Source organism: Anaerocolumna aminovalerica (assembly GCF_900115365.1).
Classification (GTDB): Bacteria; Bacillota; Clostridia; order Lachnospirales; family Lachnospiraceae; genus Anaerocolumna; species Anaerocolumna aminovalerica.
Map to the genome: position 1 here is coordinate 144,587 of NZ_FOWD01000001.1, position 19,513 is coordinate 164,099.

20 protein-coding genes and 1 other annotated feature are annotated in these 19,513 nt (G+C 37.1%); of the genes, 7 read left to right on the forward strand and 13 right to left on the reverse strand.

Annotated features, from left to right (window positions below; all coding sequences use genetic code 11):
- Positions 1 to 199 precede the first annotated feature (199 nt).
- The 4 genes from BM183_RS00615 to BM183_RS00630 all read left to right on the forward strand — a co-directional run bounded on the left by BM183_RS00615 (position 200) and on the right by BM183_RS00630 (position 5,233).
- Entirely contained in the window at positions 200 to 1,162 is a 963-nt protein-coding gene (locus BM183_RS00615) for a nucleoside hydrolase (RefSeq protein ID WP_091683546.1), read from the forward strand.
- 44 nt (positions 1,163 to 1,206) lie between these two features.
- Positions 1,207 to 1,445 (forward strand) — a binding site (T-box leader).
- Between the two features lie 293 nt (positions 1,446 to 1,738).
- On the forward strand, positions 1,739 to 3,754 hold the full coding sequence (locus BM183_RS00620; RefSeq protein WP_091683548.1) for a methionine--tRNA ligase: 2,016 nt from the start codon (positions 1,739 to 1,741) through the stop codon (positions 3,752 to 3,754).
- Between the two features lie 228 nt (positions 3,755 to 3,982).
- Positions 3,983 to 4,621 carry an SGNH/GDSL hydrolase family protein gene (locus tag BM183_RS00625; protein WP_091683550.1) on the forward strand — a complete coding sequence of 213 codons (639 nt, stop codon included), beginning with the start codon at positions 3,983 to 3,985 and terminating at the stop codon, positions 4,619 to 4,621.
- Positions 4,622 to 4,894: 273 nt separating this feature from the next.
- A complete protein-coding gene (locus BM183_RS00630) occupies positions 4,895 to 5,233 on the forward strand; it encodes a hypothetical protein (protein WP_091683552.1) in 339 nt (112 codons plus the stop codon).
- A 242-nt stretch (positions 5,234 to 5,475) separates the two neighbouring features.
- On the opposite strand, the gene BM183_RS00635 is transcribed toward BM183_RS00630, so the two are convergent.
- Complete coding sequence (locus BM183_RS00635; RefSeq protein ID WP_091683554.1) at positions 5,476 to 7,275, reverse strand: O-antigen polymerase; 1,800 nt, start codon at positions 7,273 to 7,275, stop codon at positions 5,476 to 5,478.
- A gap of 31 nt (positions 7,276 to 7,306) precedes the next feature.
- On the reverse strand, positions 7,307 to 8,539 hold the full coding sequence (gene tyrS / locus BM183_RS00640; RefSeq protein WP_091683556.1) for a tyrosine--tRNA ligase: 1,233 nt from the start codon (positions 8,537 to 8,539) through the stop codon (positions 7,307 to 7,309).
- A 195-nt stretch (positions 8,540 to 8,734) separates the two neighbouring features.
- On the opposite strand from tyrS, the gene BM183_RS00645 reads away from it, so the two are divergent.
- Positions 8,735 to 9,226 carry a hypothetical protein gene (locus BM183_RS00645; RefSeq protein ID WP_091683558.1) on the forward strand — a complete coding sequence of 164 codons (492 nt, stop codon included), beginning with the start codon at positions 8,735 to 8,737 and terminating at the stop codon, positions 9,224 to 9,226.
- A gap of 123 nt (positions 9,227 to 9,349) precedes the next feature.
- Here BM183_RS00645 and atpC read toward each other — a convergent pair whose 3' ends face one another.
- From atpC to BM183_RS00700, 11 genes are all read right to left on the reverse strand, one after another.
- Complete coding sequence (atpC, locus tag BM183_RS00650) at positions 9,350 to 9,829, reverse strand: ATP synthase F1 subunit epsilon (RefSeq protein WP_170847841.1); 480 nt, start codon at positions 9,827 to 9,829, stop codon at positions 9,350 to 9,352.
- A gap of 164 nt (positions 9,830 to 9,993) precedes the next feature.
- A complete protein-coding gene (atpD, locus tag BM183_RS00655) occupies positions 9,994 to 11,391 on the reverse strand; it encodes a F0F1 ATP synthase subunit beta (RefSeq protein ID WP_091683562.1) in 1,398 nt (465 codons plus the stop codon).
- Positions 11,381 to 12,250, reverse strand: a complete 870-nt coding sequence (gene atpG, locus BM183_RS00660; RefSeq protein ID WP_091683564.1) for an ATP synthase F1 subunit gamma — start codon at positions 12,248 to 12,250, stop codon at positions 11,381 to 11,383. Before atpG ends, atpD begins: the two co-directional genes overlap by 11 nt.
- 11 nt (positions 12,251 to 12,261) lie before the next feature.
- Positions 12,262 to 13,770 carry a F0F1 ATP synthase subunit alpha gene (gene atpA, locus BM183_RS00665; RefSeq protein ID WP_091683566.1) on the reverse strand — a complete coding sequence of 503 codons (1,509 nt, stop codon included), beginning with the start codon at positions 13,768 to 13,770 and terminating at the stop codon, positions 12,262 to 12,264.
- The gene (gene atpH / locus BM183_RS00670) at positions 13,771 to 14,307 is read right to left on the reverse strand and encodes an ATP synthase F1 subunit delta (RefSeq protein WP_091683568.1); all 537 of its coding nucleotides are present in this window, start codon (positions 14,305 to 14,307) and stop codon (positions 13,771 to 13,773) included.
- Entirely contained in the window at positions 14,295 to 14,849 is a 555-nt protein-coding gene (locus tag BM183_RS00675) for a F0F1 ATP synthase subunit B family protein (RefSeq protein ID WP_091683570.1), read from the reverse strand. The genes atpH and BM183_RS00675 overlap by 13 nt, the downstream gene beginning before the upstream one ends.
- Before the next feature lie 296 nt (positions 14,850 to 15,145).
- Positions 15,146 to 15,421, reverse strand: coding sequence for an ATP synthase F0 subunit C (gene atpE, locus BM183_RS00680; RefSeq protein WP_091683572.1), 276 nt, complete (start codon positions 15,419 to 15,421; stop codon positions 15,146 to 15,148).
- Positions 15,422 to 15,462: 41 nt separating this feature from the next.
- Positions 15,463 to 16,140 carry a F0F1 ATP synthase subunit A gene (locus BM183_RS00685; RefSeq protein ID WP_091683574.1) on the reverse strand — a complete coding sequence of 226 codons (678 nt, stop codon included), beginning with the start codon at positions 16,138 to 16,140 and terminating at the stop codon, positions 15,463 to 15,465.
- Positions 16,141 to 16,172: 32 nt separating this feature from the next.
- On the reverse strand, positions 16,173 to 16,544 hold the full coding sequence (locus BM183_RS00690; protein WP_170847842.1) for an ATP synthase subunit I: 372 nt from the start codon (positions 16,542 to 16,544) through the stop codon (positions 16,173 to 16,175).
- Positions 16,545 to 16,579: 35 nt separating this feature from the next.
- Entirely contained in the window at positions 16,580 to 16,834 is a 255-nt protein-coding gene (locus BM183_RS00695; RefSeq protein WP_091683579.1) for an AtpZ/AtpI family protein, read from the reverse strand.
- Entirely contained in the window at positions 16,831 to 17,415 is a 585-nt protein-coding gene (locus tag BM183_RS00700; protein ID WP_091683581.1) for an HdeD family acid-resistance protein, read from the reverse strand. The genes BM183_RS00695 and BM183_RS00700 overlap by 4 nt, the downstream gene beginning before the upstream one ends.
- Positions 17,416 to 17,570: 155 nt before the next feature.
- Here BM183_RS00700 and BM183_RS00705 point away from each other — a divergent pair, with 155 nt between their 5' ends.
- The gene (locus tag BM183_RS00705) at positions 17,571 to 18,251 is read left to right on the forward strand and encodes a response regulator transcription factor (RefSeq protein WP_091683583.1); all 681 of its coding nucleotides are present in this window, start codon (positions 17,571 to 17,573) and stop codon (positions 18,249 to 18,251) included.
- Positions 18,238 to 19,320 carry a HAMP domain-containing sensor histidine kinase gene (locus tag BM183_RS00710; protein WP_091683585.1) on the forward strand — a complete coding sequence of 361 codons (1,083 nt, stop codon included), beginning with the start codon at positions 18,238 to 18,240 and terminating at the stop codon, positions 19,318 to 19,320. The genes BM183_RS00705 and BM183_RS00710 overlap by 14 nt, the downstream gene beginning before the upstream one ends.
- Positions 19,321 to 19,513 lie beyond the last annotated feature (193 nt).

Sequence of the window (19,513 nt, forward strand, 5' to 3'; positions counted from 1 at the left end):
TGGTACTGGAAATAGGATGTTCATACTCCTGAGAACATAGTTTTTAAAATTACTGAGTAAAAGTTTGTGGTAGCCATATTTACTAATATATGGTATATTGTAATTGAAGTAATTTAGAAGAGTTCACATAAAATTACAATTTATAATATAAGTGATATCTATTCATACATTTCATTTGCAGTAAAAGGAGATGATACATATGCCAGTAAATCAAACATATAAGGATAATGTAGAAAAACAAAAAATCATACTTGATTGTGACCCCGGTCATGATGATGCGGTAGCCATTATGTTAGCTGGAAGCAGTCCGGCAATAGAAGTGTTGGGGATTACTATTGTAGCAGGAAATCAAACCTTAGAAAAAACAACAATTAATGCATTAAATGTATGCCAGCACTTGGGGCTTGATATACCTGTATTTTCAGGCTGTGACAGACCAATGATAAGGGAACGGAAAATTGCAGATGACATTCATGGAGAAACAGGTTTAGATGGAACTCATTTTGATCCTCTTACAAAAAAGGCAGAGAATAAGCATGCAGTTCAATTTATAATAGACAGGTTAATGGCCTCCGATGGAGATATAACTTTAGTTTCAACAGGGCCATTAACAAACTATGCTATGGCCCTTAGATTGGAGCCTGCAATTACAACTAAAATAAAGCAATTTGTTCTTATGGGTGGCTCCTATCAATTAGGAAATGTAACATCTGCGGCAGAATTTAACATTATAGCCGATGCCGATGCTGCCCATGTTGTATTTACATCAGGAAGAAAGGTCGTAATGATTGGACTGGATGTAACCAGAAAAGTACTTTGTTATCCAAGTATAGTGGAAAGAATGGGAAAGGCGGATAATAAAGCCTCTAAATTATTTGTGGATTTAATGAATTTTTATAATCATTCACAAAAAGAAGTTTTTGGATGGGATGGCGGTCCTTTGCATGATCCGGTAACCATTGCATATTTAATAGACCCATCTGTGGTAACTGCCAAAGCCATGTATACAGAGATAGATATTCGCAGTACACAAAGTTATGGACGTACTAATTGCGATTATTTTGGTTATCTGAAAAAAGAATCTAATAGTTATGTTGGAATAGATATTGATGTAGATAAGTTCTGGAATATTATTGAAGATGGAATAAAAATGTATAAATAAATTCCTCTTGACAAAGGAATACTATTACCATATACTATGAAAAAATAAAGGCTATGAAGAGAAGAGTAATCATATATGAAGCTTACAGAGAACTCCGGTTGATGAGAAGGAGCAGCGGATTTATGATGAAACAAGCCTCGGAGCTGCATACGGATCTTTTTATAAAGTGATGCTATGACGTAAGTTCACGTTACAGAACAGGAGTATGAATAGTACTCTGTAAGGTTAATATGGTGACATATTAATAAAATAGGGTGGTACCGCGAACGAATTCGCCCCTACAATTCAATTTGTAGGAGGTGTTTTTTTTATACTTTTAAACTTCAATTTTTCTAAAAATGATTTGAGTTTTCAAAGGTTCAAAACTTCTCGAATGAGAAAAATGACACAATTAGAGATTTGGTAGCACAATATTAAAGATTTCATAATGGCTTTGAGACTCTAATCATAAAATGATGTTAATTGCGAATTGTTTGAAAAAGATATTCAGAACGAATTTAACTAAGTTGAATACGTTCAAATACCATGCTTTTGGTTATATTTAATTAGTAATTTTGAAGAAAGGTTAGTGAAAATATGAAAAAAGATAGTAAAGTTTTTAATAGCTATATAAGACCGGAATTCCCTAAAAGAGCAGTGGTTACAGCAGGTATGCCTTATGGTAATAAAGAACTTCATTTTGGACATATTGGCGGTGTTTTCATACATGCAGATACATTTGCAAGGTTTTTGCGTGACAGAATTGGAAAGGAGAATGTAATCTTTATATCAGGAACCGATTGTTATGGTTCTCCCATACTGGAAAGCTACCGTAAACTTACAGAAAGTGGTGAATTTAACGGGTCTATTGAAGATTATGTCCGTATGAACCATGATTTGCAAAAAGAAACCTTGGATGGTTATGATATCAGTCTGAATCTTTATGGTGCTTCTGCACTGGATGAAGGTGGAAAGGTACACAGGGAAGTATCTAATGAGGTCTTTGATAAGCTTTATGAAAATGGATATCTAACCAAGATGTCCAATCCACAGTTTTACGATCCTGATTTTCATGTATTTTTAAATGGCAGACAGGTAGAGGGCAGATGTCCCATAGACGGCTGTAATTCTGATAAAGGCTATGCAGATGAGTGTTCTTTAGGGCATCAGTATATGCCAAGTGAGTTAATTGGTCCAAAAAGTACCTTATCCGGTAAGACACCTGAATTAAAGGATGTTGTAAATTGGTATTTTGACTTAGATGATTGTGTGGATATGCTAAAGAAAAGGATGGATTATCTGAAAGCCCACTCCAACACTCGTAAGTATATTATAAATACTATTGAAGAATTTCTAAAGCCCCCTTATATTTATGTGAAGAAAGAATTGTTGGGGGATGAGAGAGAAATGGAAGATTTAAGAGAGTCACTTCCAAAACACAGTATACTATCGGAAGAAAAGAAGGCCTCCGTAACCTTTGTTTTTGAAACGTTAAAAGACAGAGATATTGCAAGAGAGACTTTTACACAGAAAGGAATCCGTTATCGAACAGGGAAAACCTTAGTTCCATTCCGGCTTTCCGGTAACATTTCTTGGGGTGTAAAAGTTCCTGAAAAAGAAGACTTAAAAGATCTGACCTTTTGGGTTTGGCCGGAATCCCTTTGGGCGCCTATATCATTTACAAGAGCTTATCTAAAGGAGAGTGGAAAAGACAGCAGTGAATGGAGCAAATGGTGGAATTCGAATGATTCTGTGGTATACCAGTTTATTGGTGAAGATAATATTTATTTTTATGGAATTGCAGAGATGGCTTTATTTACAGCTCTCGAATATACCAAAGAACAAGTTCCTGATATGAGGGACATACCACTTCCTCACATCATTGCAAACAGACATATTCTGTTTATGGATAAGAAGGCAAGCAGCAGCAGTAATGTAAAACCGCCTATGGCAAAGGATTTGTTGGAGTATTATACCTCTGAACAATTAAGAATGCACTTTTTAAGTCTTGGTTTATCAACCAAAAGTGTCAGCTTCCAGCCACAGGTATATATGCAGGAAGAGGAAAGAAAGGGAGCAGATATGGTATTAAAAGAGGGAAATCTGTTAACAAATGTATTCAATAGATTAATCAGATCCTGTTTTTATACCGCTCAAAGTTATTATGACTCTAAGATTCCTACGGGTACAATCAGCGAAAATATTCTGGAAGAATCCAAGGAAGCGGTTTTAATCTACGAAAAGCATATGTACAATCATGAGTTTCACAGCGTGACTTATGTACTGGATACCTATATCCGCAATATGAATAAATATTGGGTTAATAATATGAGAACGGCTGAAACAACTGACAACGAAGAACTTAGAAAGCAAGTATTATTGGATTCCTTTTATGTTGTAAAAGTTGCAGCCGCTTTGTTCCATCCAATCGCCCCTAATGGATGCGAGATGGTAAGAGAATATCTGAATGTAGATGAAAGAATTTGGAATTGGGATTATATCTTTACTGCTTTGTACGATATTATAGATGACTTTGAGGGGCATAAGCTTAAATTTTTGGAACCTAAGGTGGATTTCTTTAAAAAGCATTCCAGTCAGATTGAACAAGTATAAACAAATTTTTTACAGAAGTATTAATAAAAAAGTCTTGGAATATATATGTTCCAAGACTTTTTTAAATATGAATATTATAAATATGTTTGACCAGATTTTCTAAATTTTGATGGCTATATTGAAATACTTATAGTATACTTTAGATATGACAATTTTGGGGTTATGGCAGATGGAATAAGGATTTGAAATAAATATTAATCAGACATCAAATGATACATTGGAGGAAATATGAAAGAATTTTTTAACAAAGGACAAGTTGTATTATTTCAAGGAGATAGTGTAACCGATTGCGGAAGGGATAGAGAGGATATTACATCTTTATCTTATGGATACCCGGGAATTATTGCAAAGACTTATAATCTATACTTCCCTGATAATGAAGTAACTTTTATTAATAAAGGGATTTCCGGTAATCGAGTAAAGGATGTTCTAAATCGATATGAAAAAGACATAAAAGAGATTCATCCTGATTTTATTTCGATTTTAATAGGAATTAATGATACATGGCGTAAATATGATTCCAATGATCCGACTACGCCGGAAGAATTTGAAGAAACTTATAGAAAGCTTTTAAATCTCATAAAAACAGATCTGCCTGCATGTAAGATTATGATTATAGAACCCTTTGTTCTTAACTCTCTTCCTGATAGAGGGCTATGGAGAGAAGATTTAGATCCTAAAATTCAGGTTGTTAGAAAACTTGCAAAAGAATATGCAGATTACTATGTACCTTTAGATGGGATATTTGCAAAAGTAGAAGTAGAACAGTATTCTTGTGGACAGCTGGCTGCGGACGGTGTTCACCCTAGTCATCTTGGACATGGTATTATTGCACAAGAGTATATAAAAACATTGATTTTTCCCTGAAAGCCCTGTTTTAACGGAGATTCCTGCTTCTTTAATTGAATATCTAAATAATTTTGTATTATGTTTAATTTATTTTGGTGTATATTAGTAATGTATCTCCTTACTTATGTACCCCTTTCACATTTATCTTTTTCGCACTTGCGAGCATAGGGAACAGACTTCATTTTTTATTAGGTGTTCTGAATAGTTCCAAAAACATAGAATCTGAACTCTATTATAATTTTTTCATATAATAGATATTGAAAGACTAAAATAAAAATATGGAGTAATTATATGGAACTAACTGAATTTGCTGCTAATTATCCTGAATTATATGCAATGTTAGATCAAGATATCAGATATTATATAGCAGAAAACAATATGACCGGAGAGGAGTCTCTTAGTGCTTGGGACAATATGGTTGATAATATTGTAAATAATTATGAGCAGGAGAATTATTTTGGATACAATATAGATGAAGTCATACCTCAACAAATACCCTTCGATGGCTTTATGGGTAGGGATCGGGACTTCAGATTCCGCCGCCGTCGCCGTTTTCGTGACTTTAATATAAGAGATATTATCAGACTTTTATTTTTAAGACAATTATTTGACAGAAGACGCCGTTTTTAAATTAAATAAAAGGTTATAATAAAAGACCATCTTTCTGTTATATCTAGATGTTTGAACACTATATACAGAAAGGTGTTCTTTTGTTATTCCATGTCATTGGGGACACATTGGCATAGCTGTGGTTTAATTGTATCGAGATACAATTAAAAGGCGAAGAACCTCGTATGGTGTTGTAAGAGAATCTTCGCCTTTAATGCTTAGTATGAAATTAAAACACTTTCACCATTTTTATGATTTATAAACTATTCATCAAAATGGTTATTATAATATTCCTCAGTAATGCGATCTAAATATAAATCATCCAACTCACCAAATTGTTTTATGACGAGTTCCTTCATTTTTTCTATTTTTTGCATGAATTGGATTTCTTCCGTATCCTTTGGATTCACCAGCTCATTTAAACTTTCTTTTGTTATATTCTGAGATAGCCATAAATTGATTGCATCAGTTACCTGATTTTCTTCACTTATTTGGCCTTTCACTTTATTAGACTTTATTAAAGTAGTAATCCCTATATATAAAAAGATTAAGAATAAACCACCCATAACAATATAAGTCATAGTACCATTAAATATACTTATAAATCCTATAGCATTAATCACAAGTATGAGAATGCCTAAAATAGAGATAACTAAAAAACTGAAAGCGGAAGAGATTAGGTCCTTATATTGTTCTTCCTTTTTTATATAGGTCTGTGTTTTTTCAGGTCTTCTCGGATCTTCATCATAAAAGTCCTGTATTTCTTCTTGATCAAATAAGTATTCTTCCTCTTTCTCCATATCAGATATGTTGAAATCTTCCCTTAAGTGATTTTCTTCCTCAGGGGTAGTAATTTCAGCATCTTCCGGATCATAAATGGGGGAATGTTCGGTATTGCTATTTTCGGGATATTCTTCATTATGTGTTCTATTGTTTTCCCTTTCATTCAATTCAGAAGCCTCATCTGTATCTAAGAGAACATCATGCTCCAAAGTTTCTTTCTCTGGAGAATCCTTTTCTTTAGGAGGATATTCTTCGGAATCTGTTTCCGTAGAATTGTTTTCTACGGAATTTTCTACGGAATTTTCTACAGAATCATTTTCTACAGAATCATTTTCTACAGAATCATTTTCTACAGAATCATTTTCTACAGAATCATTTTTTGCAGAATCATTTTCTACAGAATCATTTTCTACAGAATCATTTTCTACAGAATCATTTTCTATAGAATCATTTTCTACAGAATCATTTTCTACAGAATCGCTTTCCACAGAACTGCTTTCTATAGAATCATTTTCTGAAGAATCGTTTTCAACAGAACTGCTTTCCACAGAACTTGTTTCGGCAGAATCATATTCTGAAGAATCGTTTTCCACAGAACTGCTTTCTACAGAATTGTTTTCTAAAGAATTTTCCACAGAACTTGCTTCGGCAGAATCATATTCTGAAGAATCGTTTTCCGCAGAACTGCATTCCACAGAATCATTGGCTGAAGTTTCCACAGAACTGCTTTCTACAGAATGGTTTTCTGAAGAATTTTCATCAGAACTTGTTTCGGCAGAATCATATTCTGAAGAATTGTTCTCCGCAGAACTGCTTTCTACAGAATCATTTTCTAGTGAATCGTTTTCTACAGAGCTGCTTTCCCTAATGTCACCATCCACAGAATTATTTTCTGTAGTTACATTCTCTGGGGAATCATTCACCTTTGTATCATGTTCCATGGAGTCGGTGCTTTGAATAGCCACCGCCTGTTTACTATGATTTAAAGCATTCTCCGCCTCAACAGTATAAAAAGCCTCGTAAAGTTTTTTGGTTTGCTTTAAATCTGATTCTTTAACTAGAATACTCCATGTTTCACATTCTTCATTATATTCATATACTGCAGAAGCAATATTAGAATAATGAAGAAATTTCACAAACTTATGGGCTTGCGGTTTTTTATCCACTTCTTTAAAGACAACTAATGCAGAAGAATCAAATTCAATTAATTCTGTTTCACAATTGCTGCAAAGTGTTTCATCAACAGTAAATAGCATGTTGCATTTTGGACATTTTGGCATTATCCTCACCCCTATCAGTTTATACTATAAGTTATTCACTAACTTTAAAACAGTGATAAGCTTTTTTACCCTTTTTTACAAGTAAACGTCCTTCGGAATCAAAATCCTTAGGTGTAAAGGCTTTGTCAAATTCAGTTACTTTAACATCATTTACAGTAACCCCGCCTTGTTGAATATTTCTCCTAGCATCAGAGCGTGAAGTTGCCATCTTAGCGTCTACTAATAAAGTTATTAAATCAATTCCTGCATTAAATTGTTCCGGGGAATAAGCAGTGGTAGGAATATCATCAGAAATCATATTACCGCCAAATAATGCTCTGGCTGCATCTTGTGCTTTCTTTGCTTCTTCTTCACCGTGTACGATCTTAGTGATTTCGTAAGCAAGCACTTCTTTTGCGTGATTGATTTCGGCATCTTTTAAAGCACCAAGTCTTCTTACTTCATCCATAGGTAAGAAAGTTAGCAACCCTAGGCATTCTTCAACTTTAACATCTTCAATATTTCTCCAGTATTGATAGAATTCATAAGGTGATGTTTTATTAGGATCTAGCCATACAGCACCTTTCATGGTTTTACCCATCTTAATGCCTTCGCTGGTAGTAAGAAGTTTAAAAGTCAAACCATAAGCCGGTTTTTGTTCTTTTCTACGAATTAAATCAACGCCGCCAAGAATATTAGACCATTGGTCATTACCACCTAATTGTAAGGAGCAGCCATATAATTGATTTAATTTTAAGAAGTCATAAGACTGCATAAGCATATAGTTAAATTCAAAGAAGGTTAAACCTTTCTCCATTCTTTGCTTATAACATTCTGCGGTTAACATTTTATTTACTGAGAAATGAACTCCAACTTCCCTTAAGAAATCAACATAGTTTAAACTCAGCAGCCAGTCAGCATTATTTGCAATAATCGCATTGTCATTATCAAAATTAATGAATCTGGATAATTGTTTGTAGAAGCAATCTGCATTATGCTGTATGGTTTCTTTGGTCATAATATTCCTCATGTCAGATTTTCCGGATGGATCACCGATCATAGTAGTACCGCCGCCAAGTAATGCGATAGGTCTGTGTCCTGCTTTTTGCATATGCATCATAGCCATAACGGTTAAAAAATGTCCTGCTGTTAAACTATCTGCTGTTGCATCAAATCCTATATAAAAAGTTACTTTTTCCTTCCCTAATAAATCTCTGATTTCTTCATGGGTTGTCTGTTCTATAAATCCACGTTCTTGTAAAATATCATAAACATTCGTCGACATTTTATTTCCTCCTTCAATAAATTATTTTCATTATAAATGAAAATAATTTATTTTTCAATGTCATTCCTAAATGAAGCGAATATTCTTGAACAAGTAATGAATATAATAGTATAAAATTAAAATATGAGATATTTTGAAATATTTTAATTTCATATGTGGCTGGTAACCGGTATAGAAAGGAATAGGAGGAGAGTAATGGATCATCAGGAAGATTTTTCAATGCCATCAAGAGCAGAATACATAAAACTCGCAAGAGAAAGCTGTACCAGGAATTTAAATGCTCCAGGTTTGAACAGTAAGAACAATAGTAAAATGAAGGATGATAATAAAGATATAAGATATAATTTTTTAAAAAAGAAAGATACTTCGGATTACTATAACTTTTCCCAGGGAGAATTTGATATTCCCAATAGTACTATGAGGATATTTATAATTAGAGCTATTTGTGCATTCATGCTGTTTCTTACAGTATTTATTATTGATAAGTTAAAAATTGAATTTAAAGGGATTAGTAGTAACTCAATTAAAGAATTGGTATCCTCCAATCAGGGAATGGAAGAAGCTGAAAACTTTTTCGTATCTCTATTTGATAAAGAGAAAGTAAATGAAGATGAGGAAAGTAAAGAAAATAGAAAAAATAACGAAAATAACGAAAATAATGAAAATAAAACTAATAAGGAAAGATGAAAGGAATACAGGCAAAAGATATAATAAATCCTTTAGTAGGAGAGAACCACTGATGTGTTGATGGGTATGGTAAAACAAACGCTAGGAACAGGTGCCTGTTTTATCATGCCCATCTTTTTTATATCAGTTATCTTCATCTTCATTGCCACCGTCATCGTAATAATCAGCTTCTTCCAGATGTGAGCTGACTTCAATACGAACCAAAGAACGGCGTAACAAAACCTGTGTATTTTGGATCTGTAATTCTTCAGCTTCTTCCTGCATGGCCGCTTCGGCTTTCTCACGATCTGCCCGGGCACGTTCAAGATCAATCTCTTCCGGATGCTGAGCAATGGTGCTAAAAATATCCACATTCTTGCTTTCTATCTGGGCGATACCTCCGAATACAGCAAGTTGTTTTTCAACTCCATCATTAAAAATATGGAGAATACCATCACCAAGTACGGCTGAAACCGGTGCATGACCCGGAAGGACACCCAGATCACCATCAACACAACGCATGATAAGCATATCAGCTTTTTCAACGAATTTTACTCCACGGGGAGTAGTTATCTTAAGATTAATTTTTTTTTCATTTGGGAAATTGGTCTGTTGATCTGCCATAATAATCCTCCATTCTGCCTCAAACCCACCAATTTGGCGGCAGTACAAACTTGCTGCTCCCATTGCATGCCGCATCTGCTTGCAGATGTGGCACTGCCACAAATCAGGGTGTGAATTATACATTTTAATAATTCACACTAACCACCTTGCCTTTTCAGAATGCATCAAGTTTGTGTGTTTTTATATTTTTCTACGACTTCATCAATAGTTCCTACATTGAGAAAATAGCCTTCCGGTATATCATCATGGTTTCCTTCTATGATTTCTTTAAAACCACGGATTGTTTCATCTACAGAAACATGTCGCCCGGGGATAGAAGTGAACTTTTCAGCTACATAAAAAGGCTGTGAAAAAAAACGCTGAATCTTTCTGGCTCTGCTGACAATTCGTTTTTCATCTTCAGAAAGTTCATCCATACCAAGAATAGCAACGATATCCTGAAGATCTTTATAACGCTGCAGAATACTCTGAACAGCCCTTGCAACACGATAATGTTCTGAGCCAACGATACTGGCATCCAAGATACGTGATGATGAGTTCAGAGGGTCAACAGCAGGATAGATGCCTTGTTCAACAATGGATCTGGACAAAACCGTTACTGCATCCAGATGAGCAAATGTGGTAGCTGTTGCCGGGTCAGTAAAATCATCTGCAGGAACATAAATTGCCTGTACAGAGGTGATGGAACCGGACTTGGTGGATGTGATGCGCTCCTGTAGCGAACCGATTTCCGTGGCCAGAGTCGGTTGATATCCTACGGCACTTGGTGTACGTCCCAGTAAAGCGGATACTTCTGAACCTGCTTGTACGAAACGGAAAATATTATCAATGAAAAGTAAGACATTTTGCTGCATTTTATCACGGAAATACTCCGCCATAGTCAGCCCTGAAAGAGCCACTCTCATCCTGACTCCCGGCGGTTCATTCATTTGACCGAAAACCAATGCAGTTTTATCGATAACACCGGAATTCTTCATATCGTAATATAAATCATTGCCCTCACGAGTACGTTCACCTACACCTACGAAGACAGAATAACCACCATGTTCCTTGGCGATACTGTCAATAAGCTCCATGATAAGGACAGTTTTTCCTACTCCGGCACCGCCAAACAAACCTATCTTACCGCCTTTGGAGAAAGGACAGAGGAGATCAATAGCTTTGATGCCGGTTTCTAGCATCTCCGGTTTGCTACTTTGCTGGGCAAGACTAGGTGGATCTCTGTGAATGGGTGCACGTTCTTTTACTTCTATAGCCGGCTTGTTATCTATGGGTTCTCCCAGAACATTTAACATACGGCCCAGAACTTCTTCACCTACGGGTACAGTGATCGGAGCTCCCGTGTCTACGGCTTCCATACCCCGGGTCAGTCCGTCTGTGGGATGCATGGAAATACACCGTACGGTATGGTTTCCGAGATGCTGCAAGACCTCTAAAACCACCGTTTCCTCGTGGAAGGGCACTTTTATTGCATTATATAAAGAAGGCACTTGACCATCAAAACGAACATCAATAACTGCCCCTACTATTTGAATAATTTTACCTTTATTTTCAACTTTCATTTCTACCACCTTTATTCAAAACATTTACACTTCCTACAATCTCGCTGAGTTCTTGTGTGATATCTGCCTGTCGTTTTCGGTTATACATATGATTTAACTCTTCAATAAGATCCGAAGCATTCTTTCCGGCTGCATCCATATTGACCATCCGGGCTGCCTGCTCGCTGGTGTGGGATTCCGAATATGCCCGGAATAAGTTCATATGCAAATACAGCGGAACCACATTGTCAATAAATGTGCATATGTCCGGTTCATAGTTCTTATTGCTATAGTCTGTTTCCTTTGCTGGATTTGTAGCCAAAGGAAGCAGTTTTTCCACTATAGGCACAGAGCTTAAGACGGTTTTAAAGTGAGTATAGGCAATAAACACTTCGTCCACCTCTCCGGACAGATAGACATCAATCAGCCATTTTGCAACTTTTTCGCTGCTGTAATACACCTGTGTGTCATTAACGTCAGTAACTGCATGGATAATATTTTTATTTTTCTTTTTAAAATATTCCTTACCTTTGGAACCCACAACGATTAATTTCTCATTTTTCCCCTGTTCCATATGCTCTAAAGCTTTTGCCATAATATTTGCGTTATAGCTGCCGGAGAGCCCTCTGTCGCTGGTTAATACGATATATAAAGAATTCCTAACTTCATGTTCTTTATAGAAAATGTGTGATTTTGCATTGCTGTTATTGCCAAGTTCCTCTGTTATACGTTTTAGTTCATGGTAAATGGGGCGTACCCCATCCAACTGTGCTCTTGCTTTAAGCAGCTTTGTGGAGGCAACCATATCCATGGCCTTAATGATCTGTTCTACAGAACTAATATTTGTTATTCTTTGTTTAATATCTCTCATGGAACTCATATGAATACCTCCTAACTGTAGTCATACTTTTTAACCTCAGAGATTACTGCATTAATATCTTCCTTAAGTTTTTCCGAAACCTTCCCGGTTTTCCTGATTTCTTCTTTTATATAAGCTGCATGTTTATCCACATAATCAATGAAGTCCTTCTGGAATTTACGAATATGCCTGATGTTTATATCTGTCATATGCCTGTTACTTAAGGCGAAAAGAATCAGAACTTGATCTTCAACCGGCATGGGAGCATATTGTGGCTGTTTAAAAATTTCCATAATGCTCTCTCCATAATTCAGGCGATCCAGAGTGTCCCGATTAAGATCGGAGCCAAACTGGGAGAAAGCAGCTAATTCCTTATACTGAGCAAATTCGATTCGAAGTGGACCGGCCATTTCCTTGATTGCAGGAATCTGAGCGGATCCCCCCACCCGTGAAACAGACAAGCCCGGATTAATTGCCGGACGAATGCCGTTGTTAAACAGATCAGCTTCCAAATAAATCTGCCCATCTGTGATAGATATAATATTCGTGGGAATATAGGCGGAAATGTCACCTTCCTGGGTCTCTACAATTGGCAGAGCCGTCAGGGTACCTCCACCGGAGTCTTCACTCATGCATGCTGCACGCTCTAATAATCTTGAGTGTAAGTAAAAAACATCGCCAGGATAGGCTTCACGTCCAGGTGGACGGCGAAGAAGCAGACTAATGGCCCGGTAAGCGGTTGCATGCTTGGACAGATCATCATAGACGATTAGGACATCCTTTCCCTTAAGCATCCATTCTTCAGCGATTGCACAGCCTGCATAGGGAGAAATATACTGCAAAGATGCAGAATCAGCAGCACTGGCCAGAACCACCGTGGTGTAATCCATAGCACCGGTCTGATTCAGAACTTTGATAATACGGGCAACCGTTGATACCTTTTGTCCGATTGCAACGTATACACAATAGACATCTTTTCCTTTCTGATTAATAATTGTATCAATACCAATAGCGGTCTTTCCTGTCTCCCGGTCACCTATGATTAATTCTCTCTGACCTTTTCCGATTGGTACTAGTGCGTCGATGGCTTTAATACCTGTCTGCAGTGGCTGATTTACTTCCCGACGCATAATTACACTTGGTGCAGGGTTCTCTATTTTACGGTAAGCATCTGCCCTAATAGCACCCTTGTCGTCAATGGGTTCGCCAAGGGCATTGACAACACGCCCCAGCAGACCGTCCCCCACCGGTACTTCAGCCATCCTGCCCGTCAATTTAACGGGATCACCTTCTTTGATATCTGCGTCAGAACCCATAACGACAACACCTATACTGTCTTCGTCCAAATTCAGCGCCATACCAAAAGTTCCATTGGGAAATTCCAGAAGTTCGCCGCTCATAGCGCTGTTCAAACCGGTTACTCTTGCAATACCGTCCCCGACCTGTATGACTGCACCGACTTCAGAAAAATCCAGCCTGGATGAGTAAGACTCAATTTGTTGTTTTATCATCTTACTGATTTCATCAGTATTAATTTGCATTCATAACTTCCTCTCTTTAAGCGTTCTCTTCATATTATTAAAACTAGATTTTACTGTACCGTCAAAAATATGACCATCTACCAAAACATAGAATCCACCTATTAATTCAGGATCAACTGTGACACTGATATCAACTGGCATATCAAGCTTCTTTGTTAATACATTGCCAATGGATTCAGTCTGTTCCTTTGTAAGTGGAAAGGCTGCAACAACCTTTGCCTCTGTTTTACCCAGGCGCCTGTTTGCCCGTTCTATATATTCTGTTAATACAGGTATAATCAATGATTCTTGATTCTCATGAATCATTAGATATAAAAATTTTATAAGATGCTCTGAAATATTTCCTGAGAAAGAATCGGTGAAAAGCTGGTGCTTCACAGGAGCTAGTATATGTGGATCCCTAAGGAAAGCTTGCACTTTAGGTTCTCCAAGAGTGTCCCGTAGCAAAACTGCCTGTTCTAAATCCTTTTCCAAGATATTGCCCTTTTCTGAAAGCTCCAAAAGTTTTGTAGCATAATGCTCTTTTAGTCCTGCCATTTTGCACCCTCCATTTGAGCTAATGTTTCATTAAAGATCTTATTCTGGGTCTCCTGGTCAATAGTTTGAGCAATATACTTTTCGGCCATAAGTGAGGCAAGCTCAATAATAGTAAGACGTGTTTCTTCCAGAAGATGTTTCTCATCTGCCAGGACACTTTCTAAAGAGCGCTTTTTAATCTCATCTGCCTCTTGCCTTGCTTCTTCCAGAATTATTTTCCTCTCATTATCAGCCTTAAGACGAGCATCTTCAAGGATCTCGATACGTTCTTTGGATATATCATCTATTTTTCTGTTATACTCAGCCATAAGTTCCTTTGCTTCGGCCATTTTCGCATCGGTATCATCAATCTGGCTTTGAATTCTTTCTGTACGCTTCTGCATAAAATTCTTCAGAGGTTTATACAGAATAAAACCTAATGCAACGGCCAGAATAATCCCATTTAGTAATTGGATACCTATACTGATCAAAGTCTGTGTATCTATAGCGAAAACACGGCCTTTGGGCACAGATTCAGCTAAGAATATTATTTTGTTATACAATTTTTAACGGCCTCCTTTCTCTTGTCTTATAATTCACTATTACCAACATGATGTGGCTTTGCCAATCTTAAATAATAGATAAAGAAGTTTTATCAAGAGAATCCATAGGAATTCTCTTGATGGAGTTCTTCCGAATGGAAGAATAGTCTTCCATTTGTAGAAAGTTTTTTCTTCTCACTTCCCGACATGATGCCGCTTTGCGTCATCTCAAATAATAGATGAAGAAGTTCAAAATGAAATTCCAATGGATTTCATTTTGGAGTTCTTCCGAGTGTGAAGATGCTTTTCCTTCACACTTAACCCAGATAATTAAGTAAAATATCTACCAGTGGATTAGCAAATAGCATGACGATGGCAATCAAAAGGCCATAAATACCGGATGTCTCGGCCATAGCTAAACCGACGAACATTGTACTTCGAATGGAATCAGCAGCTTCAGGCTGTCTGCCTATGGATTCGATGGCCTGGGCGGCAATTTTTGCCTGACCGAATGTGGTGGTCACTCCGTTAAGGAGTGCTAACGCAGCTGCGATGTGTGCTATACCGATGACAAATGCTAATGGATCTTGCATAATAATTTCCTCCAATCTTTTTACATTGAATTTACTGTGATTTACTCCGCTGCACCTCTAATATACATAAGGCTAATAATAACAAATATATAAGTTTGCAAAGCACCAAATATTACATCAAAAAATGTATGTAGCAATGCAGGAATACCAATCTGAACAAATAATGGCGTCAGTGCATAATAAAGGGTCAGAATAATGGTGCCGGAAAGCATGTTACCAAAGAGCCTGAAACTCAGCGAAACCGGCTTAGCTAACTCCCCAATCAAATTCAGTGGGAAAAATATAAAGTTTGGCTCGAAGAAGGTTTTTAAGTATTTACCTTTTTGATGTTTAAAACCCATGAAAATCATGATTACAAAGCTGGCTAAGGCCAGTGCAAAAGTTGTTGCCCAGTCTGCTGTTGGTGCTCTAAGACCAAATACACTGAACAGACAAGAAGAGAGAATAAACACAAAAACCATAAAAAACCAAGGCACTATATCTGAAAATCCTTCCCCTAGAGTGTTGTCTGCAAAGTTATCGAATGTTTCCATAGCTCCTTCTATTAAACTTTGAAAACCTTTCGGAACAATTTTAAAGTTTTTAAGTTTGAAACGTATGATAACTGCAAGCACAATAAGGATCAACATAATAATCCATGTGTTATAAATCGTTTCTGTTATCCAGATTTCAACGCCTGCAATATTTATAACCCAGAGATTATCTATTTCTAAGTTCATAAACTAATCACCTCCTATTCTTAATATTAATCTCATCTTTTCGGAGTGAATTTTAAGCTATAGGCAGCAAGCTGGAAAGCTAATATACCGGCTGCCACTCCCCACAGACTAATCTGCGGAACAAGAGCACCTAAGACCAACACAATACCGGAAAGTAAAAGCCTTAACATGTGCTGGATACTCATATAGTTACCGGCATGCTTTTGTTCCATTTTTACTGCTTTATCCACTGCATGATCCAGAAGAAAGACTTTAATAATACTAACGAAAGAGCCCAAGAAGACTCCCCACATAAAAGGAAGAAAATACAGAGAACGGTAATAGATTACCGAACCCAAAATACATATCAAAGCTATTATTGATATTGAAACAATCATTTTCTTTGCTAAATCAGACAGCTTCATAATACTCCTCTCCATACTAAATTTTTGGTTTGCCATTACTTCTTTTGGGATATATCGAATAAAGATTTGAAAGCCGCTCCCACACCTAAAAGTGAAAAAATAAGCAGAAGCCATGGTTTTGTTCCAAACAGACTATCTAGAAACTTACCTGACAAGACCCCCACCAATACGGATGCCGCCATAGTTACTCCAATCTGAGAGACATAGGCGAAAGCACGTAAAGTTTTACTGACAACGGGATCTTTATCCTTTCTATGCTGTTTACTTAAGGTATCATCCGTCTTTTTCATGGCAATTCACCATAAGAATTTTTAATATAATCTCCGATTTTCTTTAAGCGAAAGAAGATAATGATGTTATCAATTCCGTATGAGATCAGCATGAAACCTATTGAATAGGATATGATCATTTCCGAGAGAACCGGCGAGAACAAAAGCAGGAATCCGAAAGCGGTTCCAAGAACGCCAAATGCCATGATCCAGCACCATAAACCATAACCTTCGGACTTCAAGGAAACGGATCCTACAATACGCATGACGCCGGAGGACATTACCCATACGGCAAAGACAAAAGGAAACATTGCGGCCAACGTTTTGGTTCCGTGGCCAAACAATGCCCAAACAGCAAATAAAGTGGTGAGAATTCCACTTGCCAGCAACCAGCCGGAACGGTGGACTTTTTCTTCGTTGTAAAAAGACACAATTTCAGAGAAACCCGATATCAACATAGAAATACTAATAAAAATAGCCAGTGTAACTAAGTTTTGAAGTGGCGTAAATAGCATGGTAATACCAAGTATCACAATCATGGTGCCAGATAGGAGCATCAGCCACTTCATTGATTTAAATACCTTTTTCAACGTTGTCAACATAAAAACATCCTCACTTTCCGTTGTTATGATTGGGTGTTATTTACCGGCGGCTGTTTCTTTACCCGATAGATATATATATGTTATAATAGGAATATCAACTAAAGTTCAACTGAACAGTTGAGATGTATAAATTTTTAAATGAAGGAGTGATCACCATGTTTAATATACTTGTTGTGGAAGATGACTTTCACACCAGAAAGCTGCTTGGGGATATTTTGCTAGATGAGAATTACATTCCAGTGCTGGCACAAGATGCCCATGAAGCCCTGGGTATTTTAGACCACCAGCATATTGATCTGATGATAACAGACATCATGATGCCGGAAGTGGATGGCTATGACCTGACAGAGATGCTTCGGGATGCGGGATTTGACTTTCCTGTATTAATGATGACAGCAAAAGAAACAATTAAGGATAAGCGCAGAGGATTTCTTGTTGGGGCAGATGATTATATGGTAAAACCTGTTGATGAGGAAGAGATGCTCCTGCGGGTCAAAGCACTTTTACGACGGGCAAAAATTGTGAATGAACGGAAAATCGTCATAGGGAAAGTAACACTGAATTATGATTCGCTGACCATAAGTCGCGAATCGGAACACTTTACACTTCCTCAAAAGGAATTTATGCTTCTATACAAGTTGCTCAGTTATCCGGATACCATTTTCACCAGGATGCAGTTGATGGATGAAATCTGGGGATATGATTCTCAAACGGATGCTCATACTGTAAGCGTCCATGTGGGCAGACTGCGGGAACGCTTTGGCAACTGGCCGGAGTTTACCATTGTGACTGTGAGAGGATTGGGATATAAGGCGGTGAAGAATGATGATGGATAAATGGAAAGATACAAAGAATGTTAATAAGAAAGTTGCAAAGTGGAAGCTTACTACGCTCTTGTTACTTGTCCTCTTTGTATTTGTCATCCTGCTTATCAGTATTGTATTATCGGATGGCATCGCTTATCTTTTTATAAAAGCGAGAATTCTACCTCCTTTAACGGAGAAACGTTTTCCTATGGTCTTAATATTCTTGCTGCTGGTCAGCCTGTTCATAGGCACTGTTTTAGCAATCTTTGCAGGAAGCCATTTTTTGCGCCCTCTTCATGATTTGGTGGCAGCCACAAAGGAGGTTGCAGAAGGAAATTTTAATATTAAGGTACCAGTCAATGGACCCAATGAGATAAACCGTTTGGCGATTAGCTTTAATGAGATGACAACAGAACTTGCAGGCATTGAAAAAATCCACAGTGATTTTATAAGAAATGTTTCACATGAATTCAAAACGCCAATCGTCTCCATCAGTGGCTTTGTAAGACGTCTTAAGAAAAGCACATTGACAGAGCAGCAACGGGAGGAATACTTAGATATCATCATCGCAGAAACTGAGCGTCTGACCAGGATGTCCAGTAATGTCATGCTTTTATCTAATTTGGAAAACACGGAGAATCCTATTGAAAAGTCTGCCTATTATTTAGATGAGCAGATCCGTAAGTCAATCCTTCTTTTAGAGCCTCAATTGGAAAAAAAACGTCTTAATTTGGAGATCAGTCTTAAGACCATGAAGATTACCGCAAATGAAGAAATGATGAATCATGTGTGGATCAACCTTCTGGAGAATGCTGTCAAATTTAGTCCGGAAGGTGCTACCATCCATGTGATACTCAGAACCAAGGGAAACTATGCATATATATCTATATCCGACAAAGGCATTGGCATGGATGAGGAGGTAAAAAAACATATCTTTGACAAATTCTATCAAGGTGATGACTCGAGGGTCACGGAGGGAAATGGACTTGGGCTTTCGTTGGTAAAACGGATTTTACTGCTTTGCGATGGTAAAATAACAGTTGAAAGTGCACCAGGTAAAGGGAGCTGCTTCACTGTTTTTTTACCTATAAACGGATAAGAAGTTACATTGGAAAAGAATACTCCTTCTTATTACAGATGGAGATGAATCGGCTGGAGATGAATTCTATTTGTCTTTTTTAAAAAGATAAGATATAATAAAAACGTAATGAGATAATACCAAGTTCCCTTGGTATTGATATTGAAATAGTATTTACTAACACATTGATTGCATAATGTATTTATGCTAATCA

Excerpts from the sequence above, each read along its gene's own strand:
- BM183_RS00615 (WP_091683546.1), top strand. The coding sequence starts at position 200 with ATGCCAGTAAATCAAACATATAAGGATAATGTAGAAAAACAAAAAATC.
- BM183_RS00620 (WP_091683548.1), top strand. The coding sequence starts at position 1,739 with ATGAAAAAAGATAGTAAAGTTTTTAATAGCTATATAAGACCGGAATTC.
- BM183_RS00625 (WP_091683550.1), top strand. The coding sequence starts at position 3,983 with ATGAAAGAATTTTTTAACAAAGGACAAGTTGTATTATTTCAAGGAGAT.
- BM183_RS00630 (WP_091683552.1), top strand. The coding sequence starts at position 4,895 with ATGGAACTAACTGAATTTGCTGCTAATTATCCTGAATTATATGCAATG.
- BM183_RS00635 (WP_091683554.1), bottom strand. The coding sequence starts at position 7,275 with ATGCCAAAATGTCCAAAATGCAACATGCTATTTACTGTTGATGAAACA.
- tyrS (WP_091683556.1), bottom strand. The coding sequence starts at position 8,539 with ATGTCGACGAATGTTTATGATATTTTACAAGAACGTGGATTTATAGAA.
- BM183_RS00645 (WP_091683558.1), top strand. The coding sequence starts at position 8,735 with ATGGATCATCAGGAAGATTTTTCAATGCCATCAAGAGCAGAATACATA.
- atpC (WP_170847841.1), bottom strand. The coding sequence starts at position 9,829 with ATGGCAGATCAACAGACCAATTTCCCAAATGAAAAAAAAATTAATCTT.
- atpD (WP_091683562.1), bottom strand. The coding sequence starts at position 11,391 with ATGAAAGTTGAAAATAAAGGTAAAATTATTCAAATAGTAGGGGCAGTT.
- atpG (WP_091683564.1), bottom strand. The coding sequence starts at position 12,250 with ATGAGTTCCATGAGAGATATTAAACAAAGAATAACAAATATTAGTTCT.
- atpA (WP_091683566.1), bottom strand. The coding sequence starts at position 13,770 with ATGCAAATTAATACTGATGAAATCAGTAAGATGATAAAACAACAAATT.
- atpH (WP_091683568.1), bottom strand. The coding sequence starts at position 14,307 with ATGGCAGGACTAAAAGAGCATTATGCTACAAAACTTTTGGAGCTTTCA.
- atpE (WP_091683572.1), bottom strand. The coding sequence starts at position 15,421 with ATGCAAGATCCATTAGCATTTGTCATCGGTATAGCACACATCGCAGCT.
- BM183_RS00685 (WP_091683574.1), bottom strand. The coding sequence starts at position 16,140 with ATGAACTTAGAAATAGATAATCTCTGGGTTATAAATATTGCAGGCGTT.
- BM183_RS00690 (WP_170847842.1), bottom strand. The coding sequence starts at position 16,544 with ATGAAGCTGTCTGATTTAGCAAAGAAAATGATTGTTTCAATATCAATA.
- BM183_RS00695 (WP_091683579.1), bottom strand. The coding sequence starts at position 16,834 with ATGAAAAAGACGGATGATACCTTAAGTAAACAGCATAGAAAGGATAAA.
- BM183_RS00700 (WP_091683581.1), bottom strand. The coding sequence starts at position 17,415 with ATGTTGACAACGTTGAAAAAGGTATTTAAATCAATGAAGTGGCTGATG.
- BM183_RS00705 (WP_091683583.1), top strand. The coding sequence starts at position 17,571 with ATGTTTAATATACTTGTTGTGGAAGATGACTTTCACACCAGAAAGCTG.
- BM183_RS00710 (WP_091683585.1), top strand. The coding sequence starts at position 18,238 with ATGATGATGGATAAATGGAAAGATACAAAGAATGTTAATAAGAAAGTT.